Source organism: Pseudomonas sp. SLFW, assembly GCF_009905615.1.
GTDB lineage: Bacteria > Pseudomonadota > Gammaproteobacteria > Pseudomonadales > Pseudomonadaceae > Aquipseudomonas > Aquipseudomonas bambusae.
In genome coordinates, this window is the sequence record NZ_JAAAKW010000002.1 from 32,257 (window position 1) to 48,388 (window position 16,132).

General features: G+C 60.1%; 15 protein-coding genes. 10 read left to right on the plus strand and 5 right to left on the minus strand.

What is annotated here, in order from left to right; genetic code table 11:
- Positions 1-122: 122 nt before the first annotated feature.
- Positions 123-1,652: a SulP family inorganic anion transporter gene (locus GVN17_RS03500; protein ID WP_166593854.1), complete on the plus strand. Its 1,530-nt coding sequence runs from the start codon at positions 123-125 to the stop codon at positions 1,650-1,652.
- 136 nt (positions 1,653-1,788) lie between these two features.
- On the opposite strand, the gene GVN17_RS03505 is transcribed toward GVN17_RS03500, so the two are convergent.
- On the minus strand, positions 1,789-2,439 hold the full coding sequence (locus tag GVN17_RS03505) for a hypothetical protein (protein WP_166593855.1): 651 nt from the start codon (positions 2,437-2,439) through the stop codon (positions 1,789-1,791).
- Between the two features lie 354 nt (positions 2,440-2,793).
- Here GVN17_RS03505 and coxB point away from each other — a divergent pair, with 354 nt between their 5' ends.
- The 4 genes from coxB (at position 2,794) to GVN17_RS03525 (ending at position 7,172) form a co-directional block, all read left to right on the plus strand.
- Positions 2,794-3,921, plus strand: coding sequence for a cytochrome c oxidase subunit II (gene coxB, locus GVN17_RS03510; RefSeq protein WP_166593856.1), 1,128 nt, complete (start codon positions 2,794-2,796; stop codon positions 3,919-3,921).
- 178 nt (positions 3,922-4,099) lie between these two features.
- The gene (gene ctaD / locus GVN17_RS03515) at positions 4,100-5,695 is read left to right on the plus strand and encodes a cytochrome c oxidase subunit I (protein WP_166593857.1); all 1,596 of its coding nucleotides are present in this window, start codon (positions 4,100-4,102) and stop codon (positions 5,693-5,695) included.
- 1 nt (position 5,696) lies between these two features.
- Positions 5,697-6,260, plus strand: a complete 564-nt coding sequence (locus GVN17_RS03520) for a cytochrome c oxidase assembly protein (RefSeq protein ID WP_166593858.1) — start codon at positions 5,697-5,699, stop codon at positions 6,258-6,260.
- A 27-nt stretch (positions 6,261-6,287) separates the two neighbouring features.
- Entirely contained in the window at positions 6,288-7,172 is an 885-nt protein-coding gene (locus tag GVN17_RS03525; protein ID WP_166593859.1) for a cytochrome c oxidase subunit 3, read from the plus strand.
- A 132-nt stretch (positions 7,173-7,304) separates the two neighbouring features.
- Here GVN17_RS03525 and GVN17_RS03530 read toward each other — a convergent pair whose 3' ends face one another.
- Complete coding sequence (locus GVN17_RS03530) at positions 7,305-7,508, minus strand: twin transmembrane helix small protein (protein WP_166593860.1); 204 nt, start codon at positions 7,506-7,508, stop codon at positions 7,305-7,307.
- A gap of 72 nt (positions 7,509-7,580) precedes the next feature.
- Here GVN17_RS03530 and GVN17_RS03535 point away from each other — a divergent pair, with 72 nt between their 5' ends.
- The 4 genes from GVN17_RS03535 to GVN17_RS03550 all read left to right on the plus strand — a co-directional run bounded on the left by GVN17_RS03535 (position 7,581) and on the right by GVN17_RS03550 (position 10,752).
- Entirely contained in the window at positions 7,581-8,345 is a 765-nt protein-coding gene (locus GVN17_RS03535) for an SURF1 family protein (RefSeq protein ID WP_166593861.1), read from the plus strand.
- Positions 8,311-8,904: a hypothetical protein gene (locus GVN17_RS03540; RefSeq protein ID WP_166593862.1), complete on the plus strand. Its 594-nt coding sequence runs from the start codon at positions 8,311-8,313 to the stop codon at positions 8,902-8,904. Before GVN17_RS03535 ends, GVN17_RS03540 begins: the two co-directional genes overlap by 35 nt.
- A 13-nt stretch (positions 8,905-8,917) precedes the next feature.
- Complete coding sequence (locus tag GVN17_RS03545; protein ID WP_166594268.1) at positions 8,918-9,973, plus strand: heme A synthase; 1,056 nt, start codon at positions 8,918-8,920, stop codon at positions 9,971-9,973.
- A gap of 146 nt (positions 9,974-10,119) precedes the next feature.
- Positions 10,120-10,752, plus strand: coding sequence for an SCO family protein (locus tag GVN17_RS03550; RefSeq protein WP_166593863.1), 633 nt, complete (start codon positions 10,120-10,122; stop codon positions 10,750-10,752).
- 224 nt (positions 10,753-10,976) lie between these two features.
- Here GVN17_RS03550 and GVN17_RS03555 read toward each other — a convergent pair whose 3' ends face one another.
- The 3 genes from GVN17_RS03555 to GVN17_RS03565 form a co-directional block, all read right to left on the minus strand.
- A complete protein-coding gene (locus GVN17_RS03555; RefSeq protein ID WP_166593864.1) occupies positions 10,977-11,750 on the minus strand; it encodes a MetQ/NlpA family ABC transporter substrate-binding protein in 774 nt (257 codons plus the stop codon).
- A 71-nt stretch (positions 11,751-11,821) separates the two neighbouring features.
- Positions 11,822-12,496 carry a methionine ABC transporter permease gene (locus tag GVN17_RS03560; RefSeq protein ID WP_166593865.1) on the minus strand — a complete coding sequence of 225 codons (675 nt, stop codon included), beginning with the start codon at positions 12,494-12,496 and terminating at the stop codon, positions 11,822-11,824.
- The gene (locus tag GVN17_RS03565) at positions 12,496-13,503 is read right to left on the minus strand and encodes a methionine ABC transporter ATP-binding protein (protein WP_166593866.1); all 1,008 of its coding nucleotides are present in this window, start codon (positions 13,501-13,503) and stop codon (positions 12,496-12,498) included. The genes GVN17_RS03560 and GVN17_RS03565 overlap by 1 nt, the downstream gene beginning before the upstream one ends.
- 393 nt (positions 13,504-13,896) lie before the next feature.
- On the opposite strand from GVN17_RS03565, the gene katE reads away from it, so the two are divergent.
- A complete protein-coding gene (gene katE / locus GVN17_RS03570) occupies positions 13,897-16,056 on the plus strand; it encodes a catalase HPII (RefSeq protein WP_166593867.1) in 2,160 nt (719 codons plus the stop codon).
- Positions 16,057-16,132: the final 76 nt, after the last annotated feature.

A 16,132-nucleotide genomic window follows, 5' to 3' on the forward strand; every position in this document is an offset into this window, starting at 1 on the left:
CAGCGCCGCCCCTGTGACGCTGCGCCATCCCTGACGGTTCAACCCTCTATCAAGCCCTTCACGGCCGCGCACTGCGCGTGCTGTCGGCTTTGTCACGTCTGAAGTTTTTGCGGAGAGTCGTCATGGCTAGTACAGATCTGAAATCCTTGTTACCACGGGAGCTGCTGGCTTCCGTGGTGGTGTTTCTGGTGGCCCTGCCGTTGTGCATGGGGATCGCTATCGCGTCTGGCATGCCTCCGGCAAAAGGACTGATCACAGGCATCATCGGCGGCATCGTCGTGGGTTGGTTGGCGGGTTCGCCGTTGCAGGTCAGCGGTCCTGCAGCGGGGCTGGCAGTGTTGGTCTTCGAGTTGGTGCGTGAACATGGGATGGCGATGCTGGGGCCGATTCTGCTGTTAGCGGGTCTGCTGCAATTACTGGCCGGTCGCCTCAAACTGGGCTGCTGGTTTCGCGTGACCGCTCCGGCCGTGGTGTACGGCATGCTCGCGGGGATTGGCGTGCTGATCGTGCTCTCCCAGGCCCATGTGATGTTCGACAGCGGCCCTAAGCCGTCCGGTCTGGACAACCTGATAGCCTTCCCGCAAACCCTCTTCGGCGCCATCGGCCCTGGCAGCGGTATGCAAGCGGGTCTGTTGGGGTTGGGCACCATCGCCGTGATGTGGCTGTGGGAAAAGCGTCGGCCTCACGCACTGCGGTTCGTGCCAGGCGCCTTGCTCGGTGTGGGGATTGCCACGGCGGTGAGCCTGGCGATGGCCCTCGACGTGAAGCGGGTCGAAGTCCCGGCCAACCTCGCAGAGGCCATCGACTGGCTGCGTCCGGCGGACCTGCTGAACCTCACCGATCCGGCGATTCTCATTGCCGCCATTGCCGTCGCTTTCATTGCCAGCGCCGAAACCCTGCTCTCGGCCGCTGCGGTGGATCGCATGCATGACGGTCCGCGCTCTGACTTCGACAAGGAACTCAGCGCCCAAGGCGTCGGCAACATGCTGTGCGGTCTGGTCGGTGCATTGCCGATGACCGGTGTGATCGTGCGCAGCTCGGCCAATGTTCAGGCCGGGGCGAAAACGCGAATGTCGGCAATGTTTCACGGGCTTTGGTTGCTGGCGTTCGTGTTGCTGCTGTCCAGCGTGCTGCAGAGCATTCCGGTGGCGAGCCTCGCGGGTGTGCTGGTTTACACCGGCGTGAAATTGGTGGACCTCAAGGCGCTACGCGGGCTGGGGCGTTATGGGCGTATGCCGATGTTCATTTATGGCGCGACGGCGAGTGCAATCATCCTGACCGACTTGCTGACGGGCGTGCTCATCGGCTTTGGTCTGACGCTGGTGAAACTGGCGCTGAACGCGTCGCGGTTGAAGATCAATCTGGTGGATCTGGAAGCGGAGGGGGAGATGGAACTGCGCTTGAACGGCGCCGCGACGTTCCTGAAGGTCCCAGCGCTGACTCAGGCACTGGGCAACGTTCCGCCCGGCACGACGTTACATGTGCCGCTGAGCAATCTCAGCTACATCGACCATTCCTGCCTGGAGCTGCTGGAGGAATGGGGTCGTGCCAACGCAGCACAGGGTTCGCGCCTGTTGCTGGAGCAGCGCCTGTTGAAACGGAGGGTTGAAGGGCGCATACGCACGTCAATTGGAGGCGCGGCGTTGCATTGATGTGTAGGCAGGCGTCCTCTCTGTAGGAGTGAGCTTGCTCGCGATCAGGCATGTCTGACGCATCTGGGCTGTCAGGCCGGACGCTATCGCGAGCAAGCTCACTCCTACAGGTGTTATGTGAGAGTCTGCCGGCGATTCAATCCTTCGCGCATTCCATCTCAAGCCCCACGCCCAGTTGCCGGGACAGGCTCGGCCAGCGTTTCCACGCGGCGTCGGTGTCGGGGCTGGCGAGTTTGTCGCGATAGGCTTCCACTGACTCCAGCGAAAAGCTGTCTTCGTCCAGCAATTGATCGATGGCGTGGTGGACCACCTCGTCCAGCTGGTTCGCAAACGTTTCACCGATCAACTGATGAGCGATGACGCTGGCCACGGTGGTGTTCACCGGGATCAGCGGTTGGGCGAAATGCACGATGTAGAGGTCGTTCACTTCTTCCACTAGACGATGAGCCAGATAGGCCTCGTCCAACAGACTGTCGAGCCCTTCGTGCCCGTCCATGATGGCGGGCGGTGCGCTGAAGAATTGTTCGGCGATTTTCAGCACGGGTTTGATCTGGCTTTCGATACCGGCCTGCACGGCGACGTCGTTTGCGGCGTCCAGCAAGTCCGGAACTTGATCGATGTAGGCCACGACAAAACGTGCCAAAACACCCCGCGCATCAACGTCAGGAAGGTGAATGGCAGGGTGCAGATGGGGGAGTTGCACTTCGAGTTGGCGCAATAGCTGACCGGTTTGGGTCTCGTGTTCCTGTGCTCGTGTGATCTGCTCGCGCAACGCGGCGGTGTTCATGAATGCTCCATAAGGCAATAAAACCAGGCTGTCATTATAGGGAAGTCATACGTTAGCTGGCTTATGAAAGGCGCTAAGACGTAATTGTCATAACAACTTCACGGTTATGTGCATTGGCTATTAAAACGCCACTTTCTCGGCTTTTCCGGCCAAAAACTTGTTACACGCGTGCTTGTATAGCCCGGTTTTGCGAAAACGCCACCGCGTGCTGAGCGCGACAGCGTGTCTATACTCGGTCTGTGATGCAGTAGCTCCACCGGATTTGCTGGCCTGGCCCCGGTCCACCGCACTTTGATGACCGCTCCCTCGCCCGCTGTGGCAACACAATAAGAAGAACAAAGAGGGAAACCCGCAATGAAGCGACATCCACACGTTTGGATGGCGCTCCTGTTGTGGTCGGTATTCAGTCCGGCGCACGGCGCCTGGACCACGAATATGGCGCCGGGAGCGACCGAGGTCAGTCACGAAGTCTTCGGCCTGCACATGACCATTTTCTGGATATGTGTGGTGATCGGAATCATTGTGTTTGGGGCGATGTTCTGGTCGATGATTTTGCATCGCCGCTCGACCGGTCAGGTGGCCGCCAAATTCCATGAAAGCACCACGGTGGAAATCCTCTGGACCATTGTGCCGCTGCTGATCCTCGTCGTCATGGCGATCCCCGCGACCAAAACCCTGATCCAGATGTACGACAGCACGGAGTCGGGGCTGGACATCCAGATCACCGGCTACCAGTGGAAATGGCATTACAAATATCTGGGTCAGGACGTCGAGTTTTTTAGCAACCTCGCGACACCTCAGGATCAGATTCACAACAAGGAAGCCAAGGGCGAACACTACCTGCTGGAAGTGGATCAGCCGCTGGTGGTGCCGGTCGGGGTGAAAATCCGCTTTTTAGTGACGGCGGCTGACGTCATCCATTCCTGGTGGGTCCCCGCGTTTGCCGTCAAGCGCGATGCCATCCCCGGTTTTGTTAACGAGGCTTGGACCCGGATCGAGAAGCCTGGCATCTATCGCGGCCAATGTTCGGAGCTGTGCGGCAAGGACCACGGCTTCATGCCCATCGTCGTCGAGGCCAAGACCCAGGCTGACTACGACACCTGGCTCGCCGGTCGCAAGGCAGACGCTGCCAAGCTCAAGGAACTGACCAGCAAAGACTGGACGCTGGATGAGCTTGTGGCTCAGGGCGACAAGGTCTACCACACCACCTGCGTGGCCTGTCATCAGGCCGAAGGCCAAGGCCTGCCGCCGATGTTCCCGGCGCTCAAGGGCTCTAAAACGGTCACCGGACCTAAAGAAGAACACCTGGCCACCGTTTTCAACGGTCGGCCGGGCACTGCCATGGCTGCGTTCGGCAAGCAGCTGTCGGAGGTCGATATCGCCGCCGTCGTCACCTACGAACGCAACGCGTGGGGCAACAACAAAGGCGACATGGTCACGCCAAAAGACGTGCTGGCGCTGAAACAGGCGGCTGCGAAATGAACCGTTTGCCAGATGTACGCGTTTTGACCTGTGGGAGCGAATTCATTCGCGAAAGGACCGTACATCCGGCACATCTCTATCGGCCAGACGACCGCATCGCGAATGAATTCGCTCCCACAGGTTTCGATGGCGCTAGACAGCTTCAGGCTTGGCGCGGGATTTACGCAGGAGACAGAACATGAGCGCAGTGATTGACGATCCCCGTCACGACGACCACGCCGGCCATGCCCACGGCCCCGCCAAAGGCCTGATGCGTTGGGTGCTCACCACCAACCACAAGGACATCGGCACGCTGTACCTGTGGTTCAGCTTCTGCATGTTCCTGCTCGGCGGGTCATTCGCCATGGTGATTCGCGCCGAGCTGTTTGAGCCCGGTCTGCAAATCGTCGAACCAGCCTTTTTCAACCAGATGACCACGATGCACGGCTTGGTGATGGTGTTCGGCGCGGTGATGCCCGCGTTCGTCGGGCTGGCAAACTGGATGATCCCTCTGATGATCGGCGCGCCGGACATGGCCCTGCCGCGCATGAACAACTTCAGTTTCTGGCTGTTGCCCGCCGCGTTTCTGCTCTTGGTCTCGACCCTGTTCACCCCCGGCGGCGGGCCAAATTTTGGCTGGACCTTCTATGCCCCGCTCTCCACCACGTACGCTCCCGAAAGCGTCACCTACTTCATCTTCGCCATTCACCTGATGGGCATCAGCTCGATCATGGGCGCGATCAACGTCATCGCCACCATCCTCAACCTGCGCGCCCCCGGCATGACCCTGATGAAAATGCCGCTGTTCGTCTGGACCTGGCTGATCACCGCGTTCCTGCTCATCGCCGTGATGCCGGTGCTGGCCGGGTGCGTGACGATGATGCTGATGGACATCCATTTCCACACCAGCTTTTTCAGCGCCGCAGGCGGCGGCGATCCGGTGCTGTTCCAGCACGTGTTCTGGTTCTTCGGCCACCCCGAGGTGTACATCATGATCCTGCCCGCGTTCGGCGCAGTCAGTTCGATCATTCCGGCGTTTTCGCGCAAGCCGCTGTTCGGCTACACCTCAATGGTTTATGCCACAGCGAGCATTGCGTTCCTGTCGTTCATCGTCTGGGCGCACCACATGTTCGTGGTCGGCATCCCGTTGGTGGGCGAGCTGTTCTTCATGTACGCGACCATGCTGATCGCCGTGCCCACCGGTGTGAAGGTGTTCAACTGGATCAGCACCATGTGGCAGGGCGAGCTGACCTTCGAGACGCCCATGCTGTTCGCCGTAGCCTTCGTGATTCTGTTCACCATCGGCGGCTTTTCCGGACTGATGCTGGCGATTGCGCCCGCCGACTTCCAGTACCAGGACACCTACTTCGTCGTCGCGCATTTTCACTACGTATTGGTGCCGGGGGCGATCTTCGGCATCTTCGCGTCGGCCTACTATTGGCTGCCGAAATGGACCGGCCACATGTACGACGAAACCCTGGGCAAGCTGCATTTCTGGCTGTCCTTCGTTGGCATGAACATGGCGTTCTTCCCGATGCACTTCGTGGGGCTGGCCGGAATGCCCCGTCGGGTGCCGGACTACAACCTGCAATTCGCCAACTTCAACATGGTCTCGTCGATTGGCGCATTCACGTTTGGCGCGACGCAGATTTTCTTCCTCTTCATCGTGATAAAGACCATTCGCGGCGGCCCGCCTGCGCCGGCCAAGCCTTGGGATGGCGCCGATGGCCTTGAGTGGACCGTGCCCTCACCTGCGCCGTATCACACTTTCGTCACGCCGCCGGACGTCGAATGACATGACTTGCGCAGAGCGTCCGAACACGCGACTCGTCATTCGCCTGCTGGTGCTGGTGGCGGCGATGTTCGCGTTCGGCTTCGCCTTGGTGCCGCTCTACGACGTGATGTGCAAAGCGCTGGGCATCAACGGCAAGACCGGCGATCAGTACACCCAAAGTCAGCAGATCGATGCCAGTCGTGAGGTGCGCGTGCAGTTTCTGGCCACCAACTCGGCAGAAATGGTCTGGGGCTTCTATCCCAAGGGCGAGGAGCTGAACGTTCACCCCGGCGCGGTCAACGAGATGCTGTTCGTCGCGCAGAACCCGACCAGCAAGGCGATGACTGCCCAGGCGATCCCAAGCATCGCCCCCAGCACCGCCGCCGTGTATTTCCACAAGACCGAATGCTTCTGTTTCACCCAGCAAATGCTGCAACCGGGCGAGCGAATCGAGATGCCCGTGCGTTTCATCATCGACCGCGACCTGCCCAAGGACGTGAAACACCTGACGCTCGCTTACACGCTGTTCGACATCACCGCGCGCATGCCGCCCATCGTCCGCCCTGTCGCGGCCAATGGCGGTTAGGCCCCACGGCCTGAGGAGATCTGGAAGATGGCAACCCATGAGCATTACTACGTCCCGGCGCAGAGCAAGTGGCCGATCATCGCCACCGTCGGCATGTTCGTCACGATGTACGGATTGGGCACCTGGCTGGTGGACCTGAAAGCGGGCCGCGAAACACACGGTGCGTGGATATTTTGTGTGGGCGCGCTGATGGTGGCCTACATGATGTTCGGCTGGTTCGGCACCGTCGTGCGCGAAGGTCGGGCCGGGTTGTACAGCGGTCAGATGGACCGCTCGTTCCGCTGGGGCATGAGCTGGTTCATCTTTTCGGAAGTCATGTTCTTCGTGGCGTTCTTCGGCGCGCTATTTTACGTGCGCCACGTCAGCTTGCCTGCCTTGGGTGGCGAGGGCACAAAGGCCATCGCCCACATGCTCTGGCCGGAATTTCAGAACACTTGGCCATTGCTGCATACGCCCGATCCGAAGCTGTTTCCGCCGCCCAAAGAGGTCATCGACCCTTGGCACCTGCCGTTGATCAACACCGTATTGCTCGTCAGTTCGAGCGTCACCGTGACCATTGCCCACCATGCGCTTAAGAGCGGCCATCGCGCTGCGTTGAAACTGTGGTTGGGGCTGACGATTCTTCTGGGTCTGTCTTTTCTTGCGCTACAGGCCATTGAGTATCACGAGGCCTACACCGAGCTTGGGCTGACATTGGGTTCAGGCATCTACGGCGCGACGTTCTTCATGCTCACCGGATTCCACGGCGCCCACGTCACCATCGGCACGATCATTCTGTTTGTGATGCTGATGCGGGTCATGCGCGGGCATTTCGATGCCGAGCATCAATTCGGTTTCGAGGCGGCGAGTTGGTATTGGCACTTTGTGGACGTGGTGTGGGTGGGGTTGTTTGTTTTTGTGTATGTGTTGTGAACATCGAATTGCCGGCTGCGAGGCCCCGTCTGTAGGAGTGAGCTTGCTCGCGATTGCAGTGTGTCAGCTGACATCTATGTATCTGATCTACCGCAATCGCGAGCAAGCTCACTCCTACAGGGGCCGTGCGGGCTACCAAGGCGGATGCCACACCAACTGCCCGCTGAAATACCCATAGGCAATCAACGCCAGGGTAATCGCGGCACAGCCCACGCGGACGGTCAGGGCTTTGAGCAGGCGAGTGGATGACGCGTCGTCCTTGACCAGAAAAAACAGGCCGCTGAACAGACTCACCACAGTGGCCAGAAGCATGAAGACAATCGCGGCTTTGAGCATCGGGTGACTCCGGGGAGCGAACGCTATGCAAAGGAGTATAGGTGTCGCGCAACAGCTGACGCAGGAGGCGTGATGAGACGCTTTCGGCCCGGTATCGCCCCCACGCTGGTTGTTTTTGTGTTGCTGCCGGTGCTGATTTCGCTGGGCGTCTGGCAACTGGGGCGTGGGGAAGAGAAGCGCGTGATGCTCGCCCACTACGCCGAACGTCGTGCGGCCCCGCCCATGTCGGCGGAGTTGCTGCCGAACACGCCTGACCCAGCCTATCGCCGGGTCCAGTTGCGCGGCAGCTTTGATGCCGAACACAGCCTGATCCTCGACAACAGCACCCGAGAGGGAAAGGTCGGGGTCGAGCTGATCCAGCCGTTCCATGATCAAGGGAGCGGGCTGTGGCTGATGGTCAATCGGGGCTGGCTGCCGTGGCCGGATCGGCGCACCCCGCCGACGTTCGACACACCCACTCAGCCGCTGAACCTCGACGCCTGGGTCTACGTTGCCCCCGGCGCAACGTTTCAGTTGCACCCGGATGCGCAGAGCGATGTATGGCCGAAGCTGGTGACGGCCATCGATCCGGCGAAGGCCTGGCCCGAGCTGAACCGTGAAGGGTTTGCCCATGAGCTGCGACTTGAGGCCGGTCCTGCCGCGTACCGCACCGACTGGCCCGTTGTCGCCATGGGGCCGGAGAAACACCTGGGCTACGCGGTGCAGTGGTTCGCCATGGCCACGGCGCTGACCGGGCTCTACCTGTACCTGAGTTTCAGGCCGCCCAGCCCGACAAAACCCAATAAAAAGAAGGAGGCCGCTCATGGGAACGGCGATGAATCCAGCCAGCACGTCTGAAGCTCGTCCTCGGAAAAGTCGGCGGCGCGGGCGCGTGCAGTTGATCCTGGTGTTTCTCGTGGCGATTGGTCCGATGGTGCTCGCAACCGCCATGTACAAGCTCAAGTTCTGGGTGCCCGAGAGTCGCAGCTACCATGGCGAGCTGATCGGCAATGGCGAAAGCCGCATTGAGCTGGGCGTGCAGACGGACGAAAAGCGCTGGCAGCTCCTGGTGACAGCGCCTCGGGAATGCGACGCCGATTGCCAGCAATTGGTGTACCTGGCGCGGCAGGTGCAGATCGGCTTGGGGCGCGATGCGTCTCGCGCCAGCCACGCGCTCACCACGGCACAACCGATCACCGGTGAATACGACGCCAAACTCGCTCGCGAATACCCTCAATTACAGCGCTACCCCCTCGACCTCAAGCGCTACCAACGGATGGCCCCGGGCATCGAACTGCCGCAGCTGTGGATCGTCGATCCCCACGGCAATCTGGTGTTGCGTTACGGGGCGGAGGTCAACGGCAAGGACCTGCTCAACGACCTGCGCCAACTGCTGAAACTGTCGAACATCGGATAAAGGGGAGGCCATGATGACCAAGCCCGGATTTCGTCTCGCCCTCTGCGCAACGCTTTTGGCGCTCATGGTCGTGCTGCTCGGCGCCTACACCCGTCTGACCCATGCCGGGTTGGGCTGTCCGGATTGGCCCGGCTGTTACGGCTTCATCAGCGTGCCCAAGACCGAAGCGCAACTCGCCCATGCCGAGCTGCACTACCCGGATTCGCCCGTGATCGAACACAAGGGCCGAAACGAGATGGTGCATCGTTATTTCGCCGGTGGGTTGGGGCTGCTGATCATGATTCTCGGCGTACAGGCCTGGCATCGACGCCACATGGCCGATCAACCGGTTGCCTTGCCGTTGCTGCTGGTGGGCGTGGTGTTCGCCCAAGCGGCCTTCGGCATGTGGACCGTCACGCTCAAGCTCTGGCCGCAGGTAGTCACGGCGCATTTGCTGGGCGGGCTGACGACCCTGAGCCTGCTGTTTCTGCTGACCCTGCGTTTGAGCGGGCGATTCAAACCGATGCCACAGTTGCACCCACGCGTGCGACATCTGGCGGCCGTCGGTTTGGCATTGGTGGTGATACAAGTCGCGCTGGGCGGTTGGGTCAGCGCCAACTACGCCGCCATGGCGTGTACAGATCTGCCGACCTGTCAGGGCCAGTGGTGGCCCGACGCGGACTTCGCCAATGGCTTTCATCTGACCCAACACATCGGCCCTAATTACCTGGGCGGAAAACTCGACAGTGAAGCGCGCACGGCGATTCATCTGACCCACCGTGTCGGCGCGGTGCTGGTGAGCCTTTCGTTGCTGTCGTTGGCGTGGCGACTGAATCGGGCAGGGTTCGGTGGGATGGCGAAGCTGTTGGTGATCGCGCTGGGTACGCAGGTTACGCTGGGGTTGTGCAATGTGATCTTTCATCTGCCGCTTGAATTGGCTGTGGCGCACAACGCTGGAGCGGCGGGACTGGTGCTGACGCTGTGCCTGATCAATTACCGCATCCGGGTCCCGTTCGCCGTGACTTCCAGGCGGGTGTCGAGCTTCTGGCAGCACGCCCATGTGCGCCTTCACCTCGGGCCGCATCGCTGAGATGTGAATCCCAGGGCGCGATTCACTTTCTGCCCAGGCCAAGGGTGTTGTACCGTGGCAGCCCGGCCGCATGCCGTGATCGACACGTTGGAGCTTTTCCCGTGGTGGGTCGCGCTGCTTGACGATCACTTTTCGATGTTGAACTCATGACCCGAACCCAAAAAACCGTCTTCATCCTTGTGGCCATCGTCGCGTTGGTGCTGGGCCTGACCGTCAACCGCGTATTGTCCGGCAGCGGTCAGGGCGACCAGACCGCGCTGATCGACGCCGGGGTGATCCTGTTGCCGCAAAGCCGTAACGTACCGGACCTGAAACTCATCGATCAGGACGGCCAGCCGGTGTCGCTGGATTCATTGAAGGACAAGTGGACACTGCTGTTTTTCGGTTACACCTTCTGCCCGGACATTTGCCCCACCGCACTCGCCCAACTGCGCCAGATTAAGAGTGACCTGCCAAAAGAAGCGGTGGATAAATTGCGCGTGGTGTTTGTCAGCGTCGACCCCAATCGGGACACGCCGCAGCAGTTGAAGACGTATCTGGGGTATTTCGACAAGCAGTTCCTCGGCCTGACCGCGCCGGTGGATACCATTCAGAAACTCGCCAATGCCATGAGCATTCCGTTCATTCCGGCCGATACCAGCAAGCCGAATTACACAGTCGATCACAGCGGCAATCTGGCCCTGCTCGGCCCGGACGGCACTCAACGCGGCTTCATCCGCGCACCGATCAACAACCAGAAACTGGTCGCGCAGTTGCCGGGGTTGGTTGAGAGGAAGTGACTGACGAGTCTGTAGTAGCACGGTTTGCCGGCGGTGGCGTCATCGAAACCGCTACCGCCGGCATGCCGGACTGCTACAGGGTGTATGTTCGCGGTCGGCGCTCACATTCGGGATATCTTTATCGGATGTATTGCCGCCTCGCGAATGAATTCGCTCCCACAGTTAGTCCGTGTAAAGCCCGATAATTCGCGGTGGTACGGGCTCCTGCGGGAACAAATCCGGGATTAGAACGCCGGAACCACAGCGCCTTTGTACTTCTCAAGAATGAAGGCTTTGGTCTCGGGGCTGTGCAGCGCGGCGACCAGTTTCTGGATCGCTGGCGCGTCCTTGTTATCTTCGCGGGTTACCAGAATGTTGGCGTACGGCGATTCCTGACCCTCGATGATCAGCGCGTCCTTGGTCGGATCGAGCTTGGCGGTCAGTGCGTAGTTGGTGTTGATCAGCGCCAGGTCAACCTGAGTCAGCACACGCGGCAGGGTCGCCGCTTCCAGCTCGCGGAACTTCAGGGCTTTCGGGTTCTGCAGCACATCGCTCGGCTTGGCGGTGATGCTGGTCGGGTCTTTCAGGGTGATCAGACCGGCTTTCACGAGCAGCAGGAACGCACGGCCTTCATTGGTGGCATCGTTCGGCAGTGCCACGGTCGCGCCATCTGGCAGGTCGGCCAGGTTCTTGATCTTGTCCGAGTACGCGCCAAACGGCTCGACGTGCACCTTGGCCACGCTTACCAGGTGCGTGCCCTTGCCCTTGTTGAACTCATCCAGATACGGCTGGTGCTGGAAGAAGTTGGCGTCCATGCGCTTCTGATCGACCTGCACGTTTGGCTGGATGTAGTCGTTGAAGACCTTCACATTCAACGTCACGCCTTCTTTGGCCAGCGCCGGTTTCACGAACTCCAGAATCTCGGCGTGAGGCACGGCGGTGGCCGCGACGGTCAGGGTTTCATCGGCGTGGGCGGACAGTGCAGCCACAGCAGCGAATACGGCCAACAGCTTCTTCATGTGTATCGACTCCTTGAAATGCACGCCGGGCGGCGCGCATGTGCCGGTCCGTGCAGGACCGGCGAATACGGTTAACGGTGTGAAAAGTGCGCAACCAGACGGTCGCCGACGGTTTGCAGGATCTGCACCAGCACCAGCAGCAATACGACCGTCACGAACATCACATCGTTCTGGAAGCGCTGGTAACCGTAGCGAATCGCCAGGTCGCCCAAGCCGCCCGCACCCACTGCACCCGCCATGGCCGTGAACGACACCAGCGCAATGGCGGTGACCGTGATGGCCGCCAGAATGCCCGGACGTGCTTCCGGGAGCAGCGCCTTGACGATGATCTGCCGCGTCGTGGCACCCATCGCTTGCGTCGCTTCAATGATCCCGCGATCCACCTCGCGCAGCGCGGTTTCTACCAGACGGGCGAAGAACGGCGTCGCACCTGCGATCAGAGGTGGCAAGGTCCCGAGAATCCCCAGCGAAGTGCCGGTGATGATTTCGGTCAACGGCATCATCACGATCAACAGAATGATGAAAGGCAGCGCCCGCAACATGTTCACGATCAGCCCAATGGTGGCGTAGACCGGCTTGTTTTCGAGCAGTTGGCGCGGGGAAGTGAGGAACATCAGCACGCCGAGGGGCAGGCCCAGCAGCACGGTGAATGCCAGGGAAATGCCGAGCATGATCAGGGTGTCGCCGGTCGCGACCCAGATTTCGTACCAGTCGACGTTGGAAAACAGAGCGGCCAGAGTTTCCATCAGCGCAGGACCTCCATGTGAACGTCAGCCGCCGTGAAGCGGGCGAACGCGGCGTCCATATCGCCGCCAGTGATGGCCAGCGTCAGTTGCCCATAGGGAGTGTCCTTGATGCGGTCGATACGACCGGCCAGGATGCTGTAGTCCACACCCGTCTCCCGGGCGACAGTGCCTAACAGCGGCGCGTAGGTCGCGTCGCCCTGGAACGTCAGACGCACAATGCGGCCTTGAACGTGGGCGAAGTCGGAGTTCTGGTCGTTTTCGTCGACCTGCTCGTCTTCCTGCACGAAACGGCGCGTGGTCGGGTGCTTGGGGTGCAAGAACACATCGGCCACAGCGCCTTGCTCGACGATCACGCCCGCGTCCATCACCGCCACCTGATCACAGACGCGACGAATCACGTCCATCTCATGGGTGATCAGCACGATCGTCAGTTTCAGCTCGCGGTTAATCTCAGCCAGCAGTTGCAGCACCGAGGCGGTGGTTTGCGGGTCGAGGGCGCTGGTGGCCTCGTCGCACAGCAGGATTTTCGGCTTGGTCGCCAACGCACGGGCAATGCCGACGCGCTGTTTCTGACCACCCGACAGCTGCGCCGGGTACTTTTTCGCGTGGTCGGACAGGCCAACTCGCGCCAGCAATTCGGCCACGCGCTGGTCGATCTGCGCCCGGGACATGTCCCCGGCCAGCGTCAGCGGCATGGCGACGTTGTCGGCCACGGTCTTGGACGACAGCAGGTTGAAGTGCTGGAAGATCATCCCGACCTGACGGCGAAAGCCTCGCAAGCCGTCTGCGTCCAGTGCAGTGACGTCGACGTCATCGACGCGGATCGTGCCGCCGCTTGGGGCCTCCAGGCGGTTGATCAGGCGCAGCATCGTACTTTTGCCCGCGCCGGAATGGCCGATGAGGCCAAAGACTTGGCCGTTTTCGATTCGCAGGCTGGTGGGATGCAGCGCTGGGATTTCCCTGTCGGCAACCCGATAGGTTTTATGGACGTTTTGAAACTCGATCACGTAGCGAACCTTGTGGGGGCGCGTTGGAAATTCAGCGTGAGAACAGTCTCGAACGCTACTGGGCGATACGCGAAATGGCGCGGTCTATCGCCTCGGCTGGATAAACCGGGCGCGCATTTTAGCCTGTCGGGCCGGGGTTGGGCCGAGAATTCTTAGCATTTATTTGGTGGGTCACCTGCCGAACGGTCATATCGCGCGGATCGGTCAGATGATGCAACGGTAGACCAAAGGTCCGAAAAAACACGGAACGGCCCTTTTTATCATCAGTCACTAAGTAAGCGCCGGGATTTCCCCCTGTCTTTTGTCAGGAAATTTCCTGCTTACCAAGCTCACACCGCCTTTCCCCACGGAAGAACGAGAAAAGAGCTGCCTGAACCGAGGAGTTTTTGACTGATGGCTACGAAAAAAACGACACCTGTAAGCAGCACCCCCAAAAGCGAAATGGCAGGCACCGACACTCTGGATCGGGGCAACACCAACGAAAAGCTCGACAGCCTCGAACAGTTTCGCTCCGATGCCACGGGCCAGGCCCTGCGCACCAATCAGGGCGTGAAGGTCTCCGATAACCAGAACACGCTCAAGGTCGGCAATCGCGGCCCGTCGCTGCTCGAAGACTTCATCATGCGTGAAAAAATCACGCACTTTGACCACGAGCGCATTCCGGAGCGCATCGTCCACGCTCGCGGCACGGCGGCTCATGGCTATTTCCAGAGCTATGAAAACCATTCGAAGCTGAGCAAGGCCGAATTCCTGCGTGATCCGGGGAAAAAGACGCCTGTCTTCGTGCGCTTTTCCACCGTTCAAGGACCACGCGGTTCGGGCGATACCGTGCGTGATGTGCGCGGTTTCGCCGTGAAGTTCTACACCGGCGAAGGCAACTACGACTTGGTCGGCAACAACATGCCGGTATTTTTCATTCAGGACGCGATCAAGTTTCCTGACTTCGTGCACGCCGTAAAACCCGAACCGCACAACGAGATTCCTACAGGCGGCTCGGCACACGACACCTTCTGGGACTTCGTTTCGCTCGTGCCGGAGTCGGCGCACATGGTGATCTGGGCCATGTCCGACCGTGCGATCCCGAAAAGCCTGCGCACCATGCAGGGTTTCGGCATTCATACCTTCCGCATGATTAATACCGAGGGCAAATCCTCGTTCGTGAAATTCCACTGGAAACCCAAGTACGGCACCTGTTCGCTGTTGTGGGATGAAGCGCAAAAGCTTGCCGGTAAAGACACCGATTTCCACCGTCGCGACCTGTGGGAATCCATCGAATCGGGCGACTATCCCGAGTGGGAACTGGGTGTGCAGATCGTTCCCGAAGAGGATGAACACAAGTTCGACTTCGACCTGCTGGACCCAACCAAGATCATCCCTGAAGAGATGGTGCCTGTAACGCCGTTGGGCAAAATGGTGCTCAACCGCAACCCGGACAATTATTTTGCCGAAACCGAGCAGGTCGCATTCTGCCCCGGCCATGTGGTGCCGGGCATCGACTTTTCCAACGACCCACTGCTGCAAGGTCGTCTGTTTTCCTACACCGATACGCAGATCAGCCGACTCGGTGGACCGAACTTTCACGAGATCCCGATCAACCGTCCGGTCTCGCCGAATCACAGTGGTCAGCGTGACGCGCAACACCGCATGACCATCGACAAGGGCCGCGCTGCTTACGAGCCGAATTCCATTGATGGCGGCTGGCCGAAAGAAACACCGGCAGGCCCGGAAGATGGCGGCTTCGAGACCTACCAGGAGCGCGTCGAAGCGCACAAGGTCCGCGAGCGCAGCCCGTCATTTGCCGATCACTTCTCCCAAGCCACGCTGTTTTTCAACAGCATGAGCGAGCACGAGAAAGAGCACATCATCGCGGCGTACAGCTTCGAACTGGGCAAGGTCGAGCGCGAACATATTCGTGCGCGTCAGGTGAATGAGATTCTGGCGAATATCGACATGACGCTGGCGAGTCGCGTGGCTGCCAATCTGGGTCTGCCCGCGCCGAAAGGCCCGACCGTCAAAGCTCAGAAAACGGGCAAACCGACAGTGGATAAATCCCCGCTGCTGAGTCAGACGAATCTGCTGTCGGGCGACATCGCCTCGCGCAAAGTGGCGATCATCGTCGCGGACGGCGTGGACAACAAAGCCGTCGCAGCGATGAAAGCGGCGCTTGAAGCCGAAGCGGCGCATGCCAAGATCCTTGGCCCAACCTCGGCGCCAGTCAAAACGGCGGGCGGCAAAACGTTGGCGGTGGATGCGTCGATCGAAGGGCTGCCTTCGATTGCCTTCGATGCTGTGTTCATTCCGGGCGGCGCAGCGTCGATCAAGGCGTTGAGCGGCAACGGGGTGGCGCTGCATTACGTGCTGGAGGCGTACAAACACCTCAAGGCCATTTCCTACGCAGGGGAAGCGAAAGAGCTGATTGACCTGCTGCGTCTTGAAGCGGATGCGGGGCTGTTGGCGGTTTCGGACAGCAAGTCGTTCGACGCCTTCTTCGATGCGATCAAACAGCATCGGGTCTGGGCGCGTGAGCCGAAGGCAAAGGCGATTCCAGCGTGAGTTGAGATTGCGAGGATGCGGAGTGCTTCTGTGGGAGCGAATGAATTCGCTCCCACAGTGAAGTCATAAACCGGTC